This is a genomic window from Streptomyces sp. NBC_01410 (genome assembly GCF_045040195.1).
Taxonomy (GTDB): domain Bacteria; phylum Actinomycetota; class Actinomycetes; order Streptomycetales; family Streptomycetaceae; genus Streptomyces.
This window is the reverse complement of record NZ_CP109530.1, coordinates 3,193,561-3,216,958: the sequence shown is the minus strand read 5'-3', so window position 1 is coordinate 3,216,958 and position 23,398 is coordinate 3,193,561. Positions and strand designations below refer to the sequence as shown.

The window sequence follows — 23,398 nt, the reverse complement described above, 5'->3', positions numbered from 1 at the left end:
AGCCGGGCGCCCGGCGGGATCCAGCCGGTTTGCCCAACCGCTGGGCGCCCTCGCCAGACTTCCCTGACCTGCAAAAAAGCCCCCCACGAGGGAGGGCCGTACATCGATCGGGAAGAGCGCCCCCGGCAGGACTCGAACCTGCGGCCAAGCGCTTAGAAGGCGCCTGCTCTATCCACTGAGCTACGGGGGCCGAATGGTGGCCTCGGTGGCCTGGAGCCCGCGTCGGGTGTTCCGTGACCTTGCCGGGGACAAGGATAGGGCTCCGATCGCCTTGACCCCGTTGCTTCACCTGCGTGGCACGATGTGGAGGTTCGGTGAAGCGAACCGATAATCGCAGGCAGGTGCGATTCACGCACCGCTTTTAGCGCCTCGCGTCTCGGGTGTTGTGCACTCGTTATGCCTGCGCCCCACTCGCCCCATGTGTCCCGTCTGTCCGACCGGCGCGCAGGGAGGGCTATACGCTTCAAAAAGCCACTTAAATTGGGCATTCTTCGCATGTGGTGACCTTGGATGCACGGCCTCAGCTGATCGACGCACTCTCCGCCCTCCGCGACCGTGTCGCCGCCGTGCGTCTCCCTCTTCCCCTTCCTGGCGCCCCGCGCGCTCGGCAGACGCGTACCGAACTGCTCGCACAGCTCGACGACTATCTCGTGCCCCGGCTCAAGGAGCCCGAAGCGCCGCTTCTCGCCGTCGTCGGGGGATCCACCGGGGCCGGGAAGTCGACCCTCGTCAACTCCCTTGTGGGGCGGCGGGTCAGCGAGGCCGGGGTGCTGCGGCCCACCACCCGTACGCCGGTGCTCGTATGCCATCCCGATGACCACCACTGGTTCGCGGGAATGCGGGTCCTGCCGCACCTCACCCGCGTATGGCTGCCCCAGCAGGACGAGACCGAAGGGGAACAGGACGGTGCCCGCGAGGCGGCCGACGCGCAGAACTCCCTGCGGATCGAGTCCGCTGCCGGCCTCCCCCGCGGGCTCGCACTGCTCGACGCGCCCGACATCGACTCGCTCGTCGTCGAGAACCGGCTGCTGGCAGCCGAGTTGATCTGCGCCGCCGATGTGTGGGTGATGGTGACGACGGCCTCGCGGTACGCGGACGCGGTCCCCTGGCATCTGCTGCGTACCGCCAAGGAGTACGACGCCACGCTGGTCACCGTGCTCGACCGGGTGCCCCACCAGGTCGTCGCGGAGGTCTCGCGCCAGTACGCCGCCCTGCTGACCAAGGCCGGTCTCGGCGAGGTGCCGCGGTTCACGATCCCGGAGCTGCCCGAGTCGGCGGGCGGCGGCAACGGGCTGCTGCCCACCTCCGCCATCGCCCCCCTCTTCGCCTGGCTGGCCCACCGGGCGCAGGATCCGGCGGCCCGCCAGCAGGCCCTGGCACGTACCGCATCGGGCGTGATCGATTCGCTCAACGCCCGGATGCCGGAGCTCGCGGCCGCGGTGGCGGGGCAGTACGCCGCGGCCGTACGGCTCACCGGCGCGGTCGAGGACGCGTACGACAAGGAGCGCGAGCGGGTACGCGGACAGCTCCGGAGCGGTGCGGTGCTCGCGGGCGACGCGCGGACGCGCTGGCGGGGCTTTCCGCGCGACAGCTCCGCGGGCGAGCTGCTGGATGCGCTGGTCGGCAGCCTGTCCGCTCTGCTGCAGTGCGCCGTCGCCGCCGCCGACGAACGCGTCCAGGACGCCTGGCGGCGCGAGCCCGCTGCCGAGGCTGTCCTCGCTCGGGCTGGGCGGCCGGACCTGGAGTCGGCGGAACGGATCGGGATCGCCGTGCGCCGCTGGCGGCGGGAGCTGGAGGAGCTCGCCGACGAAGAGGTGCGCCGGCTGGAGCTGAATCTCCCGCCCGACGCGGAAACCGTGGCCGCACTGATCGCGGCCGCACTGCTCGGCGGCAGGCGCGCACGCGGAGCGGGGGAGCGGCTTGCCGAACGGATCGGAGCCAAGGGCGCGCTGCGACTGCGCGACAAGGGCGGCGAGCTCATGGCGACGTACATCGACGGCGTACTGCACGGCGAACGCGACCTCCGGCTGGCACCCCTGGACGCACTCGAAGTGACCCCCGAGCCGCAGGCCGAACTGATCGCCGCGCTGTCCGTACTGCAGAAGGAGAGGTGACGGCGTTGACCGCCATCACTGACGACGAGAACGAGGCCGCGGACCGCTGGGACGACGGGCTGATCGCCCGGCGCGCGGGCGGCCGCGACGACAGCGCGCCGTGCGATGAGGAGACAAGGGAGGGGACCGAGGAGGAGGTGGGTGAGGAACACGTCCCGATCGGCGGGGCGTACGTCGGGCCGCTTCGGGTACGCCTCGACGCCCTGCGCGAACTCATCGGCCTGTCACGGACCCGGCTGGACGGGCAGACACTCGCCGAGGCGGGACGTGTCCTCGACGAGGCGGCCGCCCGCCAGCGGCTCTCCTCGCGGCACACCGTCGTCGCCATCGCGGGCGCCACAGGCAGTGGCAAGTCGACGCTCTTCAACGCCCTGGCCCAGGTGCCGATCTCGGAGACCGGACTGCGCAGGCCCACCACCACAGGACCGATCGCCTGCACCTGGTCGGAGGGTGCCGCCGGACTGCTCGACCGGCTCGCCATCCCGCCCCGGCTGCGGCGCAGACCCCTCGCGGGCGGCGCCGAGGAGCTGTCCGGACTGGTCCTCGTCGACCTGCCCGACCACGACTCGGCACTGGTCCGCCACCGGGAGCAGGTGGACCGGGTGCTGGCACTGGTGGACGCTGTGATCTGGGTCGTCGACCCGGAGAAGTACGCGGACGCAGCCCTTCACGAGCGGTATCTGCGGCCGCTCGCCGGGCATGCGGAGATCACCTTCGTGGTGCTCAACCAGGTGGACCGGCTGCCGGGCGAGGCCGCCGACCAGGTGCTCGACGATCTGCGCCGCCTCCTGGACGAGGACGGCATGGCGCTCGGCGAACACGGCGAACCCGGCGCAACTGTGCTCCCGCTCTCCGCGCTGACCGGGGAAGGCGTCGAGGAACTGCGGGAGATGATCGGGACGTTCGTACAGGAGCGCACTGCCCCGGCGCGACGCCTGTCCGCCGATGTGGAGGCCGCCGCGGCCAAGCTGCGTGCGGTGTACGTGGCCGACGGCAGGACCGGACTGAGCGAACGCTCTCGCGAGGACTTCGCCGCCCGGCTCGCCGAGGCGATCGGTGCGAAGGCGGCCGGTGAGACGGCGGAGCGCGAGTGGCGCAGGAACGCCGGGCGGGCGTGCGGGACGCCCTGGCTGCGGCTGTGGCGCTGGTACGAGGCCACGCGCACGCCTGGCAGCGGGGCGCCGGAGGCCGCGGAGCCGGTGGAGGAGGAGCTCACGGCGCGCCAACGGGTCGAACAGGCAGTGCGTACGGTCGCGGACGAGGCGGCCGCCGGGCTGCCCGCGCCCTGGGCGCAGGCGGTGCGCGAGGCGGCGGTGCGCGGGGCCGAAGGGCTGCCCGAGGCGCTGGACGAGCTGGCGACGCGGGAGGCGGCGGCGACGAGTGGACGCCCCCTGCGGCCGAAGTGGTGGCCGGCCGCGGTACTGGCACAGGCGTCGATGACGCTGCTTCAGATCTACGGCGGGCTCTGGCTGGTGGGCCAGATCATCGGCGTCCTGGAGCCGGGGCTGCTGACACCGGCGATGCTGATGCTCGCCGGGATCGTGGGCGGGCCGTTGGTGGAGTGGGCGTGCGGGGCGGCCGTACGGGGGCCGGCGCGGCGGTACGGACAGGACGCCGAGCGGCGGCTGCGGGAGGCGGCGGCCGGGTGCGGGCGGGCGAGGGTGCTCGACCCGATCGCGGGGGAGCTCATGCGCTACCGCGAGGTGCGGGAGCAGTACTCGACGGTGTCGTCGGGGAAGGCGGGGGCTGCCGTTGCGGTTCCGGGAGGCGGTTCCGGGGCCCGGCCTGGGGGCGGGTCCGTATGGCTTCAGCGATGACTGGGGCGAGGGGGGTGACGGGGTTTTCCACAGAGGCGCTCTCGTCCACAGCCGTCAGCGGGTTCTCCCCGTCCGGTCCAGCATGGAGATCAGTCAGCACAACCGGACGGGGAGGTGGCTGTCGTGAACGACACGATGGTGACGGTGGTGGGCAATGTCGCCACGAATGTGGAGTACCGGGAATCGGTGGCAGGAGGCATGGCGCGATTCCGATTCGCTGTGACACCGAGGCGATGGGACAAGCAGAGCGGAAGCTGGACGGACGGGCACACCAGCTTCTACACGGTCTTCGCCTGGCGGTCGCTCGCCATAAATCTGGCCGGGTCGGTCTCCGTGGGGGAACCGCTTCTTGTCCATGGGCGGTTGAAGGTGCGCGAGGAGGAGCGGGACGGGCAGCGCAGGACATCGGTGGAGATCGACGCGGTGGCGGTGGGCCACGATCTGACGCGCGGGACCTCGGCATTCCGGCGCGTGATGAAGGCGGAACCACATCTGACGGCCCGTCCGGCGGAGCGCGCCGGCGAGCGATCCGAGGAGGTCGGGGCGGCGCCGGTAGCCGTGCCCTGACCAGGAGTTGTAGAGATTTGTCGATTCTGGAACGGGGATTCGGCGATGGCGGCAGAGACGGCGATAACGATTCCGAGTCGGAATGGTTGTCTGACGGTATGACGGGGGACTGGGGTGCGCGGCATCCATAGGATTTCGGCGTACCACGGGGCACTTGAGTCTGCAGGCGAGGCACTCCCCCCACGCGTCACACGCGAATAGGGCCTCGCCCGGAGGGGAATTCTGTGTTTGCTGTGTTCTCTGCGTCGGTCGGACGCAGGCGGAGCGCTGCTCGTCGTCTTACCGCCGCGGCCTTGCTGTCGGGCCTCGTCGCGACCGGCTCCCTGGCCGCCGCGGGCCCGGCCGCCGCCGAGGACGACGTCCAGCACCAGGGTGGCGCGGTTGCCACTCTCGACGGGCTGAAGACCTTTGACCGGGCCGTGCTCCGCACGAACGGCAAGAAGCACGAAATCCCCGCCGGGGTCTTCGAGATGACCGTCGACGGCGGCGGCCGCCTGAAGACGTACTGCATCGACATCCACAACCCGACCCAGGACCAGGCGAAGTACCTCGAGACCCCCTGGAACCAGACGTCGCTGGGCACCAACAAGGACGCGGGCAGGATCCGGTGGATCCTGCAGCACTCCTACCCCCAGGTCGACGACCTGGCGGCGCTGGCCAAGTCGGCGGGCACCGGGCCGCTCTCCGAGAGGACCGCGGCGGCCGGCACCCAGGTGGCCATCTGGCGCTACTCGGACGGCGCGGACGTCGACGCGCTCGACCCCGCCGCGGAGAAGCTCGCGGACTGGCTGGAGGCCAAGGCTCAGAACGTGGCGGAGCCGAAGGCCTCGCTCAGCCTGGAGCCGAACGCCGTCTCCGGCAAGGCGGGCGGACGGCTCGGCCCCATCACCGTCCGCACCGATGCCGGGCAGGTCGCCCTGACCCCGCCGGCCGACGCGGCAGCCAGCGGCATCAAGATCACCGACGTGGCCGGGAAGCCCCTCACCGCCGTCGTCAACGGCGCCCAGCTCTACTTCGACGTGCCGGCCGGTGCCGTCGACGGCTCGGCGACGCTGACGGCGCAGGCCACCACCTCCGTGCCGGTGGGCCGTGCCTTCGCGGGCGCGACCAAGAGCCAGACCCAGATCCTGGCCGGCTCCAGCGAGTCCACGGTCTCCGCGACCGCGACGGCGACCTGGGCGAAGGCGGGCGCGATTCCGGCGCTGTCGGCGAAGAAGAACTGTGCCAAGGGCGGCGTGGACATCAGCGCGGCCAACAAGGGCGACGCCCCGTTCAGCTTCGAGCTGATGGGCTTCAAGCACACGATCCCGGCCGGGGCGTCCAGGACGGTCACCATCCCGGTCGCCGAGGACCAGGCGTACGACTTCACCATCACCGGGCCCGAAGGCTTCAGCAAGACCTTCAAGGGCGTGCTGGACTGCAAGACCACCGGCGCCTCGGGCCCCGAGGACACTCCCTCGTCCCAGCCCAGCCCGGCCTCGGCCGGTGGTACCTCCAGTGGCCTTGAGGGCGACCTCGCCGCGACGGGCAGCTCCAACGCCACCCCGATGATCGCGGGGATAGCGATCGGGCTGGTCGTGATCGGCGGCGGCGCGGTCTTCTTCCTCCGGAAGAAGAAGGAGACAACCACCGAGGAGTGAGCGCTCCCTCGCGCAACGTGACACTGCGCACGAGACGGCCCCGGCACGCCTGTGCGCGCACCGGGGCCGTTTTCGTCAGTGCCGGTCCTGTGCCGGACTGGTGCCGGTGGGCCGGACCGGAGCAGGGGCCCCGACCTACCGGTTTCCATCGAGGGATGGACGTACGGCAAGATGGGGTGTTACTTGCCGATCGTGAACGCGAAATGGCCCCTCACCAGCGGTTTTCCCGTCGGGGAGGGGCTGTCTCATGCTGCCTGGGCCGTCTCTGGGCCGTGAGGAGTGCGGACCTAGGGCTTCTCCTTATAGGGGCAGTTCCACGTCGCCGTCCGCGTAACGCGGTACCTATCAACCGGCAGCGCTCCCTCGACGGGTGCCGTGAGAGATGTGCCAGTCTCAGTCCTCAGGTTGCGCAACGCGCTGTCTGCGGCTTCGGGGAGCAGGAAGACGTAGAGCCAGTAGTCCGTACCGGCATCGCGCTTGCCCAGCCCGACGCCGAAGTTCGGGGTTTGCCACGACATTTCGCCGTCAGCCTGGTTGACGCGCTGCAAGTTATTGAGAGCGCCCATATCTGCGGATCCGCCGACATCGGGCAGGTTTGCCACCCAGAGCCCGTAGCCGTCGGGGATGCGGCCATCACCCGAAACCGTGATGCAGCTATGGACGTCAGAGTCTCGTGAGGGCTGCTGAATTCCTCGCTTGAGTTGCGCAACAGTCTCCGTCAACTTTGCTTCAGTTGAAGAATTCTTGTTGGACTGTTCGGTACCCCCATCGCCCTTTTGTTCGGCCCTGCGATCTTCTTGGAAACTACCAACCGGTGGGCCACCGGGCCAAGCAAGTACGGCTCCGAGCAGAGTGACGAGGACGCAACTGATCAGGAGGAGTCTGCGAGCGAGCGCTGCCCGGTCGACAGTCGCGAACTTCCATGCCAGGCCGGTGGCGGTCACCCCCACGAGGCCAACTGCTGTAAATCGTACGCCGTCCGGCAAGTTTGCTAGTGGCGCTGCAATCGCCGCGACGATTGAGGCTGCGTTTACGGCGATGCCGGAAATCAGCAACACTCGGTCGTTTGATGGTGTTGTCATGATCTCTGTATAGCCCGCGGAACTCCGCTTAATGTACTTTCGTGTGCTTCTGTTATCCATGTTACGGAATCAATACATGCCGCTTTCGTTTGTGTCGGTAATGCATCCAGCAATGATCGCTTCAGTTCTTATCTGCATATCTCGTCACGTCGAGCTAGGACGCTTGTTCTGATGCGGTTGTGTGCGCGTCCCGCATCTGCGTACAGGGCGCCGATGGCCGCTCGTGTCCGGGTCTCGCTGCTCGGCATGAGGTGCGTGTACACCCGAAGGGTGAACCCCGGATCGCCGTGCCCGAGGTGCAGACTCAGGGCCTTGATGCTCTCCCCGGCGTCCAGCAGTACCGAGGCGTAGAAGTGCCGCAGTGCGTGCATCCCGTGCTCGCGTCAGGGCGCCGCGCAAGCGCGGCGCGCGCCGCAGCCCCCGGCTGCGGGCTATCCACTGTCTTCGCCCGGCTGCCCCCAGCCGGGCGGCGGCGCACCGAGCGCGGACGCCAACCGTCAGAGAACGGCCGGCACGGGGCTGGGGCGGTCGGCTCCACGGCTTTACGCAGCCACCATGGGGCGAGCCTCGAAGATCGGGGCCCACATCGGGCTATTGCGGGCAGGTCCAGAGACTGCCCGAGTCGCGGCAAGCTTACGGGCCCCGATCTCTCGCCCCATGGCAGCTCCTGCCCAAAGCCGCTACACCGCCCGCGCGTTCCGCCTAACCTGTGGACGACAGCGCCCCCGTCCACGGGCGAACTTGTCCGTGGACGGGGGCGGACAGCAGTGATGTCCACTACCGGTTGGTTCCTTGGGCTGCCTTGCTACCCGTCGTAACCGTCTGATCGCGCGCCGGCCGCCCGCCTCTTGATGACGACCATGGCCACGCCGCCCGCGATGAGCAGCGCTGCCCCGATGCTCGCCAATGGAGCGAAGAGGTCGTTCGAGCCGGTGTTCGCCAGATGATGGGGGCGCTTCGTGGCGTGGGGACCTGTCGTCTCGTGCGGTCCGGTGTCGTGCGGCGCGCCCGGTTTGTGATGGCCGTTGTGCGGACGGCCCGTAGTTCCGGGCGGGCCGGTAGGTCCGGTGGGACCAGTCGGACCGGGTACTCCGGGCGCGCCGCTAGGTCCGGCGGGGCCGCTAGGTCCGGCGGGGCCGCTCGGTCCGGCGGGGCCACTGGGTCCAGCAGAGCCGCTCGGTCCGGCGGGTCCACTGGGTCCAGCAGAGCCGCTCGGTCCGGCGGGGCCGCTGGGTCCGGCGGGGCCGCTGGGTCCACTAGGCCCGGGCGGTCCTGACGGTCCGACGATGCAGCTCGGCCTGGTGATCACGTTGGAGTCGAGCGTCACCGAGCCGTTCCGCGCGAGTAGCCGGCCCTCGATCCTGGCGCTGGTGGTCGCCGTGATCGAGGTCAGCGCCATGATCGTGCCCTCGAAGAACGAACCTGTCCCCAGGGTGGCCGATTCGGCGGTCTGCCAGAAGACGTTGCACGGCTGAGCGCCGTTGATGAGCGAGACGGTGCTGGCGGAACTGGTGATCAGCGTGGACGCGAGCTGGAAGATGAAGACCGCGTTGGGATCACCCTGGGCGTCGAGCGTAAGCGTCCCGCTGAGGCCGATCGGGCCCGTGGCGTTGTAGACGCCCGGGGGCAGGGTCTGACCCACGAGGTCTCCTGCAATGCTCGCGTCCGGGGCCTGCCCCGCTGCGTTGTTGTACGCGGTGGTCAGGTCGAGCTGCGCCTGGGCCGCGGCCGCATCGCCCGCGTGGGTCGCGCCGCTCACGATTCCGGGTGGGAAGCCCACGATCGCGCTTCCCGGGCTGACGCCCAGATCCCCTTGGAGGACACTTGGGCCGGTGTTGGTAACGGTCTGGCCGCCCAGCACCGCGTAGCTGTCGGCGGTTCCCAGGCCCGGTGCGGTAGCCGCGCGTGCGCTGGTCGCCATCGCCAGGAGTGCGGCCGAACAGAGCAGGACCAGCCCGAGAACGAACGCGATCGTCGCCGTCAGTCGTTGACGCTGCGGCCTTCGGAAATCGGTGGTACAGGCACTATTGATTGCCATGCACATTGCCTTCCGCTTACTCGGTGTCGTCGCGAACCCAGGCGTGCGAACGCAGCGTTGCGCTTCGAGGGTGCATTCGCCGATCAGTTCGAAGACGACATGGGGGACGAACGGCCACGGAAATCCACGAAGGCAGGTGAGGATGCGGCCGTCCTCGGTGCAAGGACATGGACCAGGCACGCGACCCGGTCCGGCTCAGCACTCACCATGAGATCACCCGGTAACACCGCTTCTTGGGAGGCGAACGGGTGGTTTTGCCGGTGAGCGTTGGCGACCCCCACTCGCGTGGGTGTGTCATGCGGGTTGGTGCGCGGCGAAGCTTGCGGAATCCGCCCTGCATTTTGAGTGTCCATGTCGCAATGTGCGCTGGCACCCGAGCGAACTTACAAGACAGGTGTCGGTGCGACGGCGCGCGTGCCAGATCCGTGCCAGATCGAGCGGTCAACCACGGTCAATCGAGGCGCGTCAAGGTGCAGACGGCCGCAGACAGGACGAGCGCCGTTGCTCCACGGTTGACCAGCAAACACGTGTCCGCGAGCGGCGCCAGGCTTACAAGGCAGTCATCACCGGGGGCTCGTCGCGTCCGGGAAGCGTGCGTAGTCGCTCTTCTGCCTGATGTGGCCGGATCGCTCCCTTGTGAGTGCTTCGTGTGCCTGTCACACAGTTGATAGGCGGACGAGCGGGGGAGGGCGACGCTGCATGGCTGCGTCAGATGGGAATGGGGACAGGCTTCCGGGCTGGGCGGTGAAGCGGTTTGGGCAGCGGGCCGGCAGGCTCGCTGAGGCGATTCCGGTGCAACTGGCCAAGGCGCACGCGAAGGCTCACGCCACGCACCTCACGGCGGGGCTAAAGAAGCGGAGTCCCTACGGTGTCACTCTCGCGGAGGCCGTGCGCGAGTACCTGGCGGACATGGCGCGCGAGCTGGGCGAGCCCGTGCGGGAAGTGCGTGGGTACGAGTACGCCGTAGTCAATGATCATGCGCTCTTCCCCTTCAAATACGCAGACAGGCCGAGGCCCCTCGATCGTGCTCGGTTGCCCGCAAAGGCTTCTTCCACGCGACGCCGGATGTTCTGGGCGCACGGGCCGGAGCCGCGGGATGCACTGTTCGATCTCGACGACGACCTGACAACGGAGGAGTACCTGGAGCTGCACGAAGCGTTCGAGGAACTGGGGGCCTCGACGAAGCTGGTCTGCGTGTTCTTCACGGCCGACGTCGAGAGCGGCATCCATGTCATCCATTGGGGACAAGCCCACCTCGAACCGGACCGGACCTTCACCTGGCTCTGCAACGAACAGCTCCCTGTCGCTCCCCAGCCACTGATGTGACGGCCCCCGTGCGGGGCGCTACCAGCCCGACCTGCCACGGCTGGGACCCTCCCCGGGCCGTCCCGGGGCCGTGCGAGGCCGCTCGACAGCGACCGGCGCCGACAATCAGTGACAGATCAGCCACGGCCGCGGTCAACGAACGTCCAGGTCGCGGGCACCCTGAGGTACTGGTTTCCTTCGCGGGGTAGCGGTCAGGCAAGATGGGGTGTATCTGCCCACCCTCTTCTTGCCGGACGGTTTCTCTTGGCTGAGTACATCTACACGATGCGCAAGACGCGCAAGGCGCACGGCGACAAGGTCATCCTCGATGACGTGACGCTGAGCTTCCTGCCCGGTGCGAAGATCGGTGTGGTCGGCCCCAACGGCGCCGGTAAGTCCACCGTGCTGAAGATCATGGCCGGTCTGGAGCAGCCCTCCAACGGTGACGCGTTCCTCTCGCCCGGCTACACCGTCGGCATCCTGCTGCAGGAGCCGCCGCTGGACGAGTCCAAGACGGTTCTGGAGAACGTCGAGGACGGCGTTGCCGCGATCAAGGGCAAGCTCGACCGGTTCAACGAGATCGCCGAGCAGATGGCGACCGAGTACACCGACGCGCTGATGGAAGAGATGGGCAAGCTCCAGGAGGAGCTCGACCACGCCAACGCCTGGGACCTCGACGCCCAGCTCGAGCAGGCCATGGACGCGCTCGGCTGCCCGCCCGGGGACTGGCCCGTCACCACCCTCTCCGGTGGTGAGAAGCGCCGCGTCGCCCTGTGCAAGCTGCTGCTCGAAGCCCCCGACCTGCTGCTCCTCGACGAGCCCACCAACCACCTGGACGCCGAGTCCGTGCAGTGGCTGGAGGCGCACCTCGCCAAGTACCCCGGCACCGTCGTCGCCATCACCCACGACCGGTACTTCCTCGACAACGTCGCCGAGTGGATCCTCGAGCTCGACCGCGGCCGCGCCCACCCCTACGAGGGCAACTACTCCACCTACCTGGAGAACAAGGCCTCCCGCCTCAAGGTCGAGGGCGCCAAGGACGCGAAGCGCCAGAAGCGTCTGAAGGAAGAGCTCGAGTGGGTCCGCTCCAACGCGAAGGGGCGGCAGGCCAAGTCCAAGGCCCGTCTGGCCCGTTACGAGGAGATGGCAGCCGAGGCCGACAAGATGCGGAAGCTGGACTTCGAGGAGATCCAGATCCCGCCGGGCCCGCGTCTGGGCTCCGTCGTCGTCGAGGTCGAGAACCTCACCAAGGCTTTCGGCGACAAGGTCCTGATCGACGACCTGAGCTTCACCCTGCCGCGTAACGGCATCGTCGGCGTCATCGGCCCCAACGGCGCCGGCAAGACCACACTCTTCAAGATGATCCAGGGTCTGGAAGAGGCCGACTCCGGTGTGATCAAGGTCGGCGAGACCGTCAAGATCTCCTACGTCGACCAGAGCCGCGCCAACATCGACCCCAAGAAGACCCTGTGGGCCGTTGTCTCCGACGAGCTCGACTACATCAACGTCGGCCAGGTCGAGATGCCGTCCCGCGCCTATGTCTCGGCGTTCGGCTTCAAGGGCCCGGACCAGCAGAAGCCGGCCGGTGTCCTGTCCGGCGGTGAGCGCAACCGCCTCAACCTGGCGCTGACCCTCAAACAGGGCGGCAACCTGCTGCTCCTCGACGAGCCCACCAACGACCTCGACGTCGAGACGCTCTCCTCCCTGGAGAACGCCCTGCTCGAGTTCCCCGGTGCGGCCGTGGTCGTCTCCCACGACCGCTGGTTCCTCGACCGCGTCGCCACGCACATCCTGGCGTACGAGGGCGACTCCAAGTGGTTCTGGTTCGAGGGCAACTTCGATTCGTACGAGAAGAACAAGGTCGAGCGCCTCGGCCCGGACGCGGCCCGTCCGCACCGTGCCACCTACAAGAAGCTCACCCGGGGCTGAGGTTCACCTATGGCCCGGCACATCTACCGCTGCCCCCTCCGCTGGTCGGACATGGACGCCTTCGGGCATGTCAACAACGTCGTCTTCCTCCGGTATCTGGAGGAAGCGCGTATCGACTTCATGTTCCGGCTGGCGCCGGGGGACGGGTCGCCGTCGTTCTCCGGCGGGTCCGTCGTGGCCCGCCACGAGATCGAGTACAAGCGACCGCTGGTCCACCGGCACGAGCCGGTGATCATCGAGTCGTGGGTGACGAAGATAGGTGCGGCGTCGCTGACCATCGCTTACGAGGTCAAGGACGCGGAGGGCCCTTCGCAGGTCTATGTGCGGGCCTCGACCGTCGTCGTGCCCTACGACCTCGCCGCCGAGCGTCCGCGCCGGATCAGCACGGAGGAGAAGTCCTTCCTCCTCAAGTACCTGGACGACGCGGGCGAGGGTGCTCTCGCCGCATGAGCGTGCCCGTGCAGAGTCTGCACTTCGCCGACGCGAGGGAGGCGGAGGATCTCGCCGCCTTCCTCGCCCGGCTGATCCACTACGACCGCGCCGCCGCCGTCCGCCTTCAGGCCGGTGGTGGCGCGCTCGCCGTTTTCGGGCGCCCGCCCTCCTTCGAGGTGCTCGCGATCCGTACGGCACGACTCGACGACCCCGTCGAGCTGGATGTCACCGTCTCGGCGGGGGAGCTTCTGGAGTCCCTGGGCGGTGAGGGCGGCGCGGAGTTCACCGTCCCCGCGCCCGTCACCGGGCCGCCGTGGGCGGGGGTGCTGCCTCCGCGCGGCGGCTGGCAGGAGCTCGCCGGACTACCCGAAGTGACCGCGATGCGCGGAGCCGTCGCCGCCGCGGTCGCCGAATTCCGCACCCGCGACGAGCAGTTGCCCGCCGCGCGCCGCACCCGCGCCGAACGGGACCGGATCGGCCGCGACATCTGGTCGCGCACCGTCGGCACCACCGGGCTGCCCCTGCGTGCCGTGCACGCCGCCCAGTCGCTCGGCTTTCTGCGCCCGGGAGTTCCGGTCGCCCTGCTGTCCACGGGGGCCTGGCTCAGGCTGCGTACGCCCTTCGGGTCGATCGTCGTACGCACCAATGGCCTCGGCGGACTGACGGTCACGCCCACCCGCCACGGCTGACACCCGCTGCTGCGCTCCGCTAGTCGGCCGCGTTCACCATCGAGGCCGCGGCATAGGTGAGGTAGTCCCACAGCTGCCGCTGGTGCGCCTCGGAGAGCCCGAGCTCGTCCACGGCCGTACGCATGTGCTTCAGCCAGGCGTCGTGTGCGGCCCGGTCGACGGTGAAGGGCGCGTGCCGCATCCGCAGCCGCGGGTGGCCGCGGTTGTCGCTGTAGGTGCGGGGCCCGCCCCAGTACTGGATCAGGAACAGCGTGAGCCGCTCCTCGGCCGGACCCAGATCCTCCTCCGGGTACATCGGCCGCAGCAGCGGGTCCTCGGCAACGCCCTCGTAGAAACGGTGGACGAGACGCCGGAAGGTCTCCTCGCCACCGATCTGCTCGTAGAACGTCTGCTCCTCAAGGGTGCCGCGCGGAATCTCAGTCACCCCTCCATGGTCTCAGACGCACCGGCCGAGGACGCAGGCCCTAGGACCCGTCCACGATCGGGTGCTCGCCTCGGCGGCGGCCGCGCAGGAGAGTGGAGGCATGGGTACGGAGCTTGAACGGTTCGCCGAGCCCGCGGCCGAGGCACGGCGCTCGATGGTACGGACGATCATGGCCGACGGAGGGCTGACCGATCCGGCCTGGCGGGCGGCGTTGGAGGACGTGCCGCGGCATCTGTTCGTGCCGTACTACTTCGTGAGCCGGGGATACGCCCCGAGCGACGGCGTCGGCAAGGGCGCGTACGAGCGGCTGTGGTGCGAGGACCCCGATCCGCAGCGGCGGGCCCGCTGGCTGCGGGGCGCCTATGCCGACGGGCCGCTCGCTACGCGGGTGCGCGACGGGCAGCTGATCTCCTCCAGCAGCCAGCCCTCGCTGATGGCGCGCATGCTCGATGAGCTGGAGGTACGCGACGGGGATGCCGTTCTGGAGATCGGCGCGGGCACCGGCTACAACGCCGCCCTGCTCGCCCACCGGCTCGGCGACGAGCTGGTGACGACCATCGACGTGGACCCGGAGATCACCGAGTCGGCACGCTCGCATCTGGCCGCCGCGGGCTACCACCCGGCCGTGATCACCGGCGACGGCGCGCGCGGCTGCCCCGAACGCGCACCCTTCGACCGCATCATCGCGACCTGCACCCTGCCGTCCGTTCCCTTCGACTGGCTGCCGCAGTGCAGGCCGGGGGCGCGGATCCTGGCGCCGCTGTCCACCGGTCTGATCGCCCTGCGGGTGCACGACGACAGCCGCGGCCGCACCGCGGAGGGGCGCTTTCTGCGGACGGCCGCCTACTTCGTGCCGCTGCGCGGCGGCTCCGCCGCACGGGAGGGGCACACCGGCGGGCTGCCCAGGCGCGCGATCGAGAACGAGCTGTTCCGTTTCCTGCTGACGCTGACCTCGGGCAGCCTCGACCCGCACGAGGCATTGTCGCTGTGGGAGCGGGAGCGGCGCCCGCAGCGGGACCGCTTCGGGGTCACGGTCAGCGGACACCACCAGTGGGCCTGGCTGGACGACCCCGAGGGGCCGTACGCCTGGCCCCTCGGGCGTCCCACACGCCAGGCTTAGCCCCGGCGGATCGTGATCGTCGTCCAGGCTCCGACATGGACCCGGTCGCCGTCGTTCAGCGGGATCGGGACATAGGGCTGGATCGGGTCCTCGGCGCCGTTGAGCGTGGTGCCGTTGGTGGAGTTCTGGTCGACGACCGCCCACGAGCCGTCGGGCTGCTGCACCAGCACCGCGTGCTGGTGCGAGACACCCGGGTCCTCCGGAGGCACCGAGAGATCGATGTCGGGGGACTCGCCGGTGGAGTGCCGGCGGCGGCCGATGGTGATCTGGTTGCCGACGAGCGGGAGCTGCTGCTCGGGGGAGTACGCGGGCAGGTTGAGGCCGCTCGCGTCCGGGCCGCTGCGCTGCATCATCGCCAGGAAGTACTCACGGTCGGGCGCGATGACGGCCGTCCAGCCCGCGGGTGCGGCCTGCTGGTACGGGGGCGGAGCCTGCTGACCCTGCGGCGGGCCGGGCTGCTGGGTGTACTGCGGCTGCATCGGCTGCTGCTGCTGGAACGGGTGCGTCTGCTGCGGTGCCTGCGTCTGCTGCGGCGCCTGCGCCTGCGAGGGCGGAGGCAGCATCCAGTCGTCCCCGCCGCCCGTCTGCTGGTGCCCCGGCGGCGCGGGAGTTGCGGGCTGCTGATACGCGGGCGGCGCCGGCGGGCCCGGCTGCTGCTGGAACGCCTGCGGCACAGGCGGCGGCCCCTGCTGCTGGAAGCCCTGCGGCGGCTGCTGCTGCGACGGCGGCTCGTTCATCAGCGGCTCGGCGGGCCGGTTCATCTGCGAGGGCCGCGAGCTCTGGTACTCGTACGGGTCGTGCTGCTGCGGACTGGGGTGCTGCTGCTGCGGCGCGGGCGCCGGCTGCGCCTGGAAGCCCGGCGGCAGGTTCAGCCCGCCGACCGGCTGCGGGGGCGGAGCCAGTGGGGTGTACGAGGTCGCCGTGTGCGTGAGGAAGTTGTACCGGCACTCCTCGCAGAAGGGGGCCATGGCCTCGCGCGGGGTGCGGCACTGCGGGCAGAGCTCGGCCTGGGCGGTGGCGTTCGGGTCGCCGGAGCCGGGACCCGGGCCGGGGTAGCCGTAGGCCGGCGGCGGCGGTGGTGGTGGAGGCGGCGGCACGGCACCCGCGGGAGCGCCAGGACCGGCCATGCGGTGGCCACAGACCTCGCACCAGTCGTCGGAACCCGACTGGTGTCCGTTCGGGCAGGTCGGCATGTCGGCGCTTCCCCCTCTCCTCGTCCGGCCCGGGGGCCGTTTCACATCGGTCAATCTGGGTGCTTCTGCTGGCTACTTCTTCACACGAACCGTCTTGGTGGAGCGCGTTTCGAGGGTCATCTCGTCCGCCTCCGCGACCTTCGCCTTCAGTCGCACAGTACCCGTCGCCGCATCGACGACGTCCACCACCTTCGAAAGCAGTTTCGCAGTGTCCTCGTTCCCCGAGTCAGCCGCGAGCTGCACCGCGCGGCCGAGCTTCGCGGTCGCGCCGTCGATGTCGCCCGACTTGCGGGCATCCAGCCCCTGTTGGATGACTTGTGCCAGTTCGGCCTGACCCGTGTAGTGCGCGACCTGCGGGTTGATCGAGGTGGACGCCACCATGTCGTCCGTCCACACCGCGCGTACGAGACCCTGCGAGAGCACCTGCGGAGCGCCGCCGTCCGCGGCCGGAATGATCAGCGAGACGCGGGCGGCGAGCATCTCCTGGCCGATGCCCGCCTCCGGCACCTGGACGCACACGTGATAGTCGCGGGACTCGTCGCCCCAGGATCCCGTGGGGTAGTCCCCGGCCCGCGGACCCGCCTCCGTGCGCCGCCCGGTCAGCTCCTCGACCGTCGGCGCCACCTGCTTGATGAACTTGATCTCCACGCCGACGGGTGTCCACAGCCGCAGCGCCACGTCCGCGACCTCCTTGCCCATCGCGTTCTCCATCATGCTCGTGAAGTCCGTGGCCAGCTCCGCCGGGTTCGCGACGATGTCCGCCGTGCCGAGCAGCGCGGAGGCGATACCGGTGACCTCCTTGACCTCCCAGTCGGTCCCGACGCCGCGGGCGTCGCACGTGAAGCGGCCCCCGACCGCGTCGAGCGTGGCCCGCAGATCCTCCGGCGCCTCGTGCTCGTTACGGCCGTCGGTGAGCAGGATGCCGTGCCTGATCGCGACATCGGAGGTGGCGAACAGCCGGTCGGCCAGCCGCAGCCAGGTGCCGATCGCGGTGCCGCCGCCCGCGGTGAGACGCCGCAGTGCGTCCTTGGCCCGGGCGCGGGTCGCCGGATCGGCGACGGCGAGCTTTCCGTCGCCGGGGAAGACCTCGGCGGCCACATGCGTGCCAGCGACCACCGCGAACGCGACGCCGTCGCGCAGGGTGTCGATGGCGGCGGCCGTGGCATCACGGGCATTGCGCATCTTGGTCGGCGGGTAGTCCATCGAGCCGGAACAGTCGACCATGATCACAACGGCCGCGCTCGGCGTCTGCCCCGGTATGGCGGTGGGGGAGGGCGTGGCGCCCGTGAGCGGAGCCCCGCCCCTGGTGCCGCCTCCGGTGGAGGTGACGGTGACGATCGCGTTCACCTCGCGGCCGCCCTCGGGCAGGTATGCGTTCTGGTACACCTCGACGGAGAACTGCGGCACCTGGGACTTGGAGAAAACAGCCATCTGAATCGGCTCCTTGAGGCTCCGCTCGGGCAGAGTTGGTCAGAATCGGTCAGCGAGAAACGGCATGACGGTCCGCAAGCCGCGGACAAAAGGGGGCTCAAGCCTTGTTGTAGGCCGATCCTGCCCCTTGCTGCGGCACGGCGAACGGCAGGACGGCCACTGTTACGTTGTCGTGGCCCCCGCCGTCCAGGGCATGACCGACCAGAACCTGCGCACTGTGCAGCGGCCGGTCCGCGGCATCGGCGGGGATCGCCCGGGCCATGTCCTCGGCGCCCTCGGCGTAGTTCCACAGGCCGTCCGTGCAGACCACGACCACACCGGAACGGTCCGGCTTGAAGGACGCGGTGTGCGGCTCCAGTTCGTACGCGTCAGCTCCCAGCCAGCCCGTGATGGCGTGGGCGCGCTCGTCCGCGTACGCCTCGGCCTCGCTCATCAGGCCCGCCGCCACCATCTGGGCGGCCCAGGAGTCGTCCTCGGTGAGCCGGGCGGGCGGGCCGCTGCGGTCGTCGGGCACCCAGTACGCCCGGCTGTCGCCGACCCAGCCGACGACCAGCAGGCCGCCGGCCGCGACCGCGCCGACGATCGTGCACGCGGGCGCGTTCTGGTGGCGGTGCGGGTCGTGCTCCATCGCCTCGCCCTCACCGGGGTCGGTGGCAAGGGAGTTGACCGCGTCCGCGGCTGCGACGATCGCCTCGTGCATGGCCTGCTGGGGGTGCGTGCCGCGCGGCAGGGTCTCCAGCAGCAGCTCGTTGGCGGCACTCGCCGCGGCCTCGGAGGCCTCGTCGGGGCGGGTCGCCGACGACACTCCGTCGCAGACGATCGCGACGACGGCCGGTGAGCCGTCGGGCAGAGCCGTGGAGGAGACCGCGAACGAGTCCTCGTTGCGGTGGTGGCGCAGTCCGCGGTCGCTGACCGCGGCGACCGAGCCGAGCTCACGCTCCATGTGGTCGCGTTCGCGGGGCTGGGCGTGCCCGCAGTTCTCGCAGTAGCCGTCGGTGTCGACATGGCCGGCGCGGCAGGCCACGCAGAGCTTGGTCCCGGACGGGGCAGTGACGGGGTCCGCGGCGCGCGGGTCGGTGGCGCCGGCGGGGGCCGCCTCGGGTGCGGGCAGCTCGAAGTCGCCACTGGGTGAGACGCTCGGCGCGGCGCTCGGCGCGGCGTTGGGGGCGGTGTTGGGCGAGGTGGCTTGGACAGGGACGACGGGGACATCGGGCGAGGCCTCACGGCCCGGCCGGTTGTCGTACCGTACGGCCGCCGGGGCGGCCAGCGGGCCGCCGCCCGAGTCCGTGCCCGGCAGATCGCCGGGCCGGTGCGTGGGCGCCGGGGTACCCGCACTGTCCGTGCCGGTGGCCGTCGGCCACTGGACCCCCGTACCGATGGCGATGGTCGGGTGGTCGTCCGGCTGCTCGGGTACGGCCGAGAGGTCGTATCCGCACGCGCCGCAGAAGAGGTCACCCGTCTCCAGCGGCTCGTCGCAGCTTGGGCAGGTCGACCCCGCGGCCGGCTGGTGCATCTGCGAGGCCATCAATCACACCCACGTCCGGGGGCGGAAGCGGTTGGCCCGCTCCACCAGGTCGATCCGCTCCTCGCCGCGCTGGGCGAGCCGGGCGAGTACCCGGTAGGAGCGTTCCAGCCCGAAGCGCAGTCCGCGCTCGTCCAGTTCACTGCCGAGCAGCACGGTCGGCGTGCTCTGCGCCGCCGCGTGCGGTGCGCTCGGCGCGTTCTGTACGGACGGAGGGGCTCCGGGACTACCGGAGAGTACCCAGTCCAGGGCCGTGCCGAGTACTTCTGTCGACAACTGTTCGCGGCGTACCGCGTCCAGACCGAAGTCCTTCAGGCCGTCCACCTGCGCGGCGGCGGCCAACAGGTCGCCGATCAGCGGCTCGTGCACGGCGCGTCGCCGCAGCCTCGCCCGCACGGCGGCCACGCGGGCCGCCGTGTAGTGGATCGACGCCTCCGGCACCGACTCCAGAGTCCGTACGGCTCCGGCCCGGTCGCCCGCCGCGAGCTGCACCCGCGCGAGGCCGAAGGCGGCGCTGACATAGCTCGGGTCGGTCGTCCACACCAGGCGGTAGTACTCAGCGGCGTTGTCCAGCTGACCGAGCACCTCGGCGCAGACGCCCAGCGCGAGCTTGGGCGCGGGCTCGCCGGGGAACGCGTCGTAGATCGCGTCGAAGGAGAGCGCCGCGACCTCGTTCTCCCCGGTCACCAGGGAGGTGAGACCGCGGTACCAGACGACCCGCCAGTCGTCGGGGTGCTGGCCCTCCAGGGTCGCGAGCGCCTTGCTCGCGGAGTCCAGTTCGCCCATCTCCAGGCGGGCGCGCAGCTCACGCAGCCGGGTCTCCGGGGAGGCGGCGGACGTGGAGTGCAGCGCGGCGATCAGCTCGGCGGGGGCCGAGGCCATGAGGCCGGCGAGGAAACCGGCGTTGGGGTCGTTCGGGTCGACGCGCGGCACGGGCAGGGCGAGTGAGGTCGCGCGGGTGTCGAGCGTGGCGAGATGAGGCGCGAGAGGGTAGACACCTGCGGCCCCTCCGCCAGCGATCCCGGCAACCGGTGCGGGCGTCCCGCCCAGGTGGCCGGGCCCGCCGTTGCCGTATCCGGCGCCCGAGACGCCCAGTTGGGGCGCGCCTTCGCCCACACGAGCCCCCGGGACCAGCGCGCCGCCCGCACCCAACGGGGCTGAGCCGCCCACCACCGCAGGACCCGTGCCCACCGAGCCGTTCGCTGCCGCCGACTGCCTACCGCGCCCGCGCCCACGGCCCCAAGCCGCCGCCGCACGCCCGCCCAGCTGCGAAACGTCTCCCGTCAGCTCCGCGAACAACTGCGTGTCCGTGACCCGCAGTTCGGGCCCGAACGTCGTCGACAGCGAGGGCCGCGGGCGGCCCGTCTGGATCGCGACGACCTCCCTGAGCACCCCCGTCAGCTGCTCCGCCATCTCCTGCGCCGAGGCGAACCGCCGCGCCGGGTCCGGGTCCGTCGCCCGCACCAGCAGCCGGTAGAAGGACTCGTACGTCTGGAAGACCTTGATGTTCTCCGGGTCCGGAAGGGAGTCCACGAACACGTTCGTGTAGCCCTGGAAGTCGAAGGTCAGCACCGCCAGCGTGCGCGCCACGGTGTACAGGTCGGAGGCGACCGAAGGGCCGACCTCGGCGACCTCCGGGGCCTGGTAGCCGACCGTGCCGTAGATCGCGGACTCGTCGTCGTCCATCCTGCGGACCGCGCCCATGTCGATGAGCTTGAGCTGGTCCTGCTGCTGGATGGCGTTGTCGACCTTGAAGTCGCAGTACAGCAGGTTCCGGCTGTGCAGATGCCCGAGGGCCTCCAGCGCCTCGATGCCGTACGCACACGCCTGTTCGACCGGCAGCGGATCGCGCTTGCCCGCCGTGTCGCGCCGCTCGTTGGCGATCTCCTTCAGCGACTTGCCGCCGACGTACTCCATGACGATGTAGCCGTCGAGCGAGCCCGTGCGCTGGTCGAGATGCTCCACGAAGTTGTAGATCCGGACGATGTTGGAGTGCTCGATCTCCGCGAGGAAGCGGCGCTCCGAGATCGCCGCGGCCATGGCGTCCTGGTCGCCCGTGTCCAGCAGGCCCTTGAGCACCACCCACCGGTCGGAGACCGCGCGGTCCACCGCCAGATAGACCCAGCCCAGGCCGCCGTGGGCGAGGCAGCCCACCACTTCGTACTGCCCGTGCACGATGTCGCCGTCGGCGAGCTTGGGCACGAACGAATACGGGTGGCCGCACTTGGTGCAGAAACCTTCCGTACGCCCGGGACGCTCACCGCGCGAACGGCCCACCGGTGCCCCGCAGTCGGAGCGCGAGCAGAACCGCTTGCGCTCGGGAACCTCGGGGTTCTCCATCACCGCGGTGCGCGGGTCGGGGCGCGGCACCTGCGGCACGGTGACCAGGCCCGCACCCAGCCGGTTACGGCCGGACGCGCCTGTGGAAGTGCCGGAGCTGCGCACCGAGACCGACCGGGTCGAGGTGCTGCTCCCGGTCAGCGAGCGCGAAAGCCGCCCCGAGACGGAACGCCGCGAGGTCGACGAGCGCGAAGAGGCCCGCGAGGAGCGTGAACTGCGCGCCGAGCCGGAGTCCCTGCCGCCGCCCGTGATGCCGGTGGGCTGCGAGGACACCATGCCGTTCGACGAGACGACGGGAGCGAGCCCGCAGGTGTCGCAGTACAGCTCACCGCCGCCCATGTCCTCGTAACCGCCCTCGCAGTCGGGGCGCTGGCACTTGTTGTTCTCGCTCATGAATCCCCCCTGCGGTCCTGGGGCCCGGCCGGTCCGGCCTGGCGCGGGACCAGTACTTCGGCGGCGGCCTGCTGATAGCGCAGCACCGCCTGTTCGGCGACGCGCAGATCGCACGGCGCGCTCCACAGCATCCGGCGGGCCGCGTCGTACCGCTCGATCAGCAGCGGGTCCTCCGCCATGCCGTGCCGGGCCACCTTCGCCTTGTACGCGTCGAGGCGGCCGCGCAGCTCCGCGCGGACCGCGAGCGGCGCGGTCACGGCCGTCAACGACTCGCGGGCGCGCATCAGTTCGTCCTCGGCCTCGCGCTCCAGCGATTCGAGCAGCGGCGAGAGCCGGTGCCACTGGGAGTGCCTGCGGTACTCGGCCGCCGTGGCGAGCCGCTCCTGCAGCGCGGTCGGCGGGCCGCTGACCGCGGGCACCTCGGAGGCCGCGATCTTCGCGAGCACCTCGCCGCGCGCGGACCGTGCCTCGGTCAGCGTCCGGTCGGCGCGCGACAGGACGTCGCGCAGCCGCAGCAGCCGCTCCTCGGAGTCCTGCCGGACCTGGAGCACCGCCTCGATCTCACGGCGGATGTCCTCAAGGGCGCGGGCCGCCCGGTCGTAGCGGTCGGTGTCGGGCCGTCCGCCGCCCGGGGCCGAACTGCTGGGCGCGGGCCGCCAGAAGGCGAGCGGATCGGAGATCACCTGGGCACGCAGCGTGGACAGCTCATGGGTGATCGCCTCCAGCTCGTCGCCGGCCGGGTGCTCGCCTGGCCGTACGCCGACGGAGTGCGCGAGCGATCGGGTCCGCTGCAGTTCGGCGGAGAGCAGATCTATGCGGGCGGGCAGCGCCGACCACACCGAGTCGGCCGTGACGACCATGTCCAGCGAGCTCGCGTACAGCTCGTTCATCCGGGCGACCAGCTCTTCGAGCGTGAACTGCTCGGAGAGCTTGGCGGGTCCGGTGATCGACGGCGCGGTGTGGGTGGCGGTGCCCGCGACCGTGACGCTGCGGCCGCGCAGCCGCTCGGTCAGCTCCACCAGGTCCTCACGGCTGGGCCAGCGACGGCGGGAACGCAGCTCACGGGTGTCGTTCAGGGCGGCGGCGTACGCGTCGAAGTACCCCCACAGCAGGGTGATCGCCTGCTCGGCGGAGGCCCAGCGGTCCTTGGTGACGCCCGTGAGCTCGGCGCCTTCGAGGAGCCGGCGGCCCGCATGGTCCTGGAGGGCGAGGAGCGACGTCTCGATCGCTTCGTGCTCGGCGCCGAGGCGCGCCAGAGCACGGTCCACCTCGTCCCGGTCCATCACCGGTCCTGGGGGTCCCGCCGCGAAGCTGGGGGAGGGTCCCGCCGCGCCCATCGATCACCTCTCCGCTCTTCCTTGC

17 protein-coding genes, 1 tRNA gene and 1 pseudogene are annotated in these 23,398 nt (G+C 70.4%); 9 read left to right on the top strand and 10 right to left on the bottom strand.

Annotation, left to right across the window (positions count from 1 at the left end):
* Positions 1-117 precede the first annotated feature (117 nt).
* Positions 118-190, bottom strand: a tRNA-Arg gene (locus OG741_RS14665).
* Between the two features lie 307 nt (positions 191-497).
* On the opposite strand from OG741_RS14665, the gene OG741_RS14660 reads away from it, so the two are divergent.
* The 4 genes from OG741_RS14660 to OG741_RS14645 all read left to right on the top strand — a co-directional run bounded on the left by OG741_RS14660 (position 498) and on the right by OG741_RS14645 (position 6,138).
* Entirely contained in the window at positions 498-2,114 is a 1,617-nt protein-coding gene (locus tag OG741_RS14660) for a dynamin family protein (protein WP_405597829.1), read from the top strand.
* Positions 2,115-2,119: 5 nt separating this feature from the next.
* Positions 2,120-3,931: a GTP-binding protein gene (locus OG741_RS14655; RefSeq protein ID WP_405597827.1), complete on the top strand. Its 1,812-nt coding sequence runs from the start codon at positions 2,120-2,122 to the stop codon at positions 3,929-3,931.
* Between the two features lie 123 nt (positions 3,932-4,054).
* Positions 4,055-4,498, top strand: coding sequence for a single-stranded DNA-binding protein (locus OG741_RS14650; RefSeq protein WP_405597826.1), 444 nt, complete (start codon positions 4,055-4,057; stop codon positions 4,496-4,498).
* 224 nt (positions 4,499-4,722) lie between these two features.
* Positions 4,723-6,138, top strand: a complete 1,416-nt coding sequence (locus OG741_RS14645; RefSeq protein WP_405597824.1) for a Cys-Gln thioester bond-forming surface protein — start codon at positions 4,723-4,725, stop codon at positions 6,136-6,138.
* A 287-nt stretch (positions 6,139-6,425) separates the two neighbouring features.
* On the opposite strand, the gene OG741_RS14640 is transcribed toward OG741_RS14645, so the two are convergent.
* From OG741_RS14640 to OG741_RS14630, 3 genes and pseudogenes are all read right to left on the bottom strand, one after another.
* Entirely contained in the window at positions 6,426-7,220 is a 795-nt protein-coding gene (locus OG741_RS14640) for a hypothetical protein (RefSeq protein ID WP_405597822.1), read from the bottom strand.
* A gap of 128 nt (positions 7,221-7,348) precedes the next feature.
* Positions 7,349-7,603, bottom strand: a pseudogene (locus OG741_RS14635) (hypothetical protein); the annotation flags it as partial.
* A 422-nt stretch (positions 7,604-8,025) separates the two neighbouring features.
* Positions 8,026-9,258: an ice-binding family protein gene (locus tag OG741_RS14630; protein ID WP_405597820.1), complete on the bottom strand. Its 1,233-nt coding sequence runs from the start codon at positions 9,256-9,258 to the stop codon at positions 8,026-8,028.
* A gap of 792 nt (positions 9,259-10,050) precedes the next feature.
* On the opposite strand from OG741_RS14630, the gene OG741_RS14625 reads away from it, so the two are divergent.
* The 4 genes from OG741_RS14625 (at position 10,051) to OG741_RS14610 (ending at position 13,613) form a co-directional block, all read left to right on the top strand.
* Positions 10,051-10,584, top strand: coding sequence for a hypothetical protein (locus tag OG741_RS14625; protein ID WP_405597818.1), 534 nt, complete (start codon positions 10,051-10,053; stop codon positions 10,582-10,584).
* Between the two features lie 243 nt (positions 10,585-10,827).
* Complete coding sequence (ettA, locus tag OG741_RS14620; RefSeq protein ID WP_266476271.1) at positions 10,828-12,492, top strand: energy-dependent translational throttle protein EttA; 1,665 nt, start codon at positions 10,828-10,830, stop codon at positions 12,490-12,492.
* A gap of 9 nt (positions 12,493-12,501) precedes the next feature.
* Complete coding sequence (locus OG741_RS14615; RefSeq protein ID WP_405597816.1) at positions 12,502-12,942, top strand: acyl-CoA thioesterase; 441 nt, start codon at positions 12,502-12,504, stop codon at positions 12,940-12,942.
* Positions 12,939-13,613 carry a hypothetical protein gene (locus OG741_RS14610; RefSeq protein WP_405597814.1) on the top strand — a complete coding sequence of 225 codons (675 nt, stop codon included), beginning with the start codon at positions 12,939-12,941 and terminating at the stop codon, positions 13,611-13,613. Before OG741_RS14615 ends, OG741_RS14610 begins: the two co-directional genes overlap by 4 nt.
* A gap of 19 nt (positions 13,614-13,632) precedes the next feature.
* Here the strand turns inward: OG741_RS14610 and OG741_RS14605 are convergent, their stop codons facing one another.
* A complete protein-coding gene (locus tag OG741_RS14605) occupies positions 13,633-14,037 on the bottom strand; it encodes a globin (RefSeq protein WP_405597812.1) in 405 nt (134 codons plus the stop codon).
* Between the two features lie 100 nt (positions 14,038-14,137).
* Here OG741_RS14605 and OG741_RS14600 point away from each other — a divergent pair, with 100 nt between their 5' ends.
* Positions 14,138-15,157, top strand: a complete 1,020-nt coding sequence (locus OG741_RS14600; protein ID WP_405597810.1) for a methyltransferase domain-containing protein — start codon at positions 14,138-14,140, stop codon at positions 15,155-15,157.
* Here OG741_RS14600 and OG741_RS14595 read toward each other — a convergent pair.
* The 5 genes from OG741_RS14595 to OG741_RS14575 form a co-directional block, all read right to left on the bottom strand.
* Positions 15,154-16,350, bottom strand: a complete 1,197-nt coding sequence (locus OG741_RS14595) for an FHA domain-containing protein (protein ID WP_405597807.1) — start codon at positions 16,348-16,350, stop codon at positions 15,154-15,156. The two genes, OG741_RS14600 and OG741_RS14595, sit on opposite strands and share 4 nt — an antisense overlap.
* A 72-nt stretch (positions 16,351-16,422) precedes the next feature.
* Positions 16,423-17,781 (bottom strand): vWA domain-containing protein, encoded by a 1,359-nt coding sequence (locus tag OG741_RS14590; protein WP_405597805.1) that lies wholly within the window; start codon positions 17,779-17,781, stop codon positions 16,423-16,425.
* Between the two features lie 97 nt (positions 17,782-17,878).
* The gene (locus tag OG741_RS14585; protein WP_405597803.1) at positions 17,879-19,306 is read right to left on the bottom strand and encodes a PP2C family serine/threonine-protein phosphatase; all 1,428 of its coding nucleotides are present in this window, start codon (positions 19,304-19,306) and stop codon (positions 17,879-17,881) included.
* 3 nt (positions 19,307-19,309) lie between these two features.
* Positions 19,310-22,036, bottom strand: a complete 2,727-nt coding sequence (locus tag OG741_RS14580) for a tetratricopeptide repeat protein (RefSeq protein ID WP_405597801.1) — start codon at positions 22,034-22,036, stop codon at positions 19,310-19,312.
* Positions 22,033-23,373: a hypothetical protein gene (locus tag OG741_RS14575; protein ID WP_405597799.1), complete on the bottom strand. Its 1,341-nt coding sequence runs from the start codon at positions 23,371-23,373 to the stop codon at positions 22,033-22,035. Before OG741_RS14575 ends, OG741_RS14580 begins: the two co-directional genes overlap by 4 nt.
* Between the last annotated feature and the right edge of the window lie 25 nt (positions 23,374-23,398).

What these genes read in the sequence shown, in the direction of transcription:
- OG741_RS14640 (WP_405597822.1), bottom strand. Translation starts at nt 7,220, where the DNA reads ATGACAACACCATCAAACGACCGAGTGTTGCTGATTTCCGGCATCGCC.
- OG741_RS14630 (WP_405597820.1), bottom strand. Translation starts at nt 9,258, where the DNA reads ATGGCAATCAATAGTGCCTGTACCACCGATTTCCGAAGGCCGCAGCGT.
- OG741_RS14615 (WP_405597816.1), top strand. Translation starts at nt 12,502, where the DNA reads ATGGCCCGGCACATCTACCGCTGCCCCCTCCGCTGGTCGGACATGGAC.
- OG741_RS14610 (WP_405597814.1), top strand. Translation starts at nt 12,939, where the DNA reads ATGAGCGTGCCCGTGCAGAGTCTGCACTTCGCCGACGCGAGGGAGGCG.
- OG741_RS14600 (WP_405597810.1), top strand. Translation starts at nt 14,138, where the DNA reads ATGGGTACGGAGCTTGAACGGTTCGCCGAGCCCGCGGCCGAGGCACGG.
- OG741_RS14595 (WP_405597807.1), bottom strand. Translation starts at nt 16,350, where the DNA reads ATGCCGACCTGCCCGAACGGACACCAGTCGGGTTCCGACGACTGGTGC.
- OG741_RS14590 (WP_405597805.1), bottom strand. Translation starts at nt 17,781, where the DNA reads ATGGCTGTTTTCTCCAAGTCCCAGGTGCCGCAGTTCTCCGTCGAGGTG.
- OG741_RS14585 (WP_405597803.1), bottom strand. Translation starts at nt 19,306, where the DNA reads ATGGCCTCGCAGATGCACCAGCCGGCCGCGGGGTCGACCTGCCCAAGC.
- OG741_RS14580 (WP_405597801.1), bottom strand. Translation starts at nt 22,036, where the DNA reads ATGAGCGAGAACAACAAGTGCCAGCGCCCCGACTGCGAGGGCGGTTAC.
- OG741_RS14575 (WP_405597799.1), bottom strand. Translation starts at nt 23,373, where the DNA reads ATGGGCGCGGCGGGACCCTCCCCCAGCTTCGCGGCGGGACCCCCAGGA.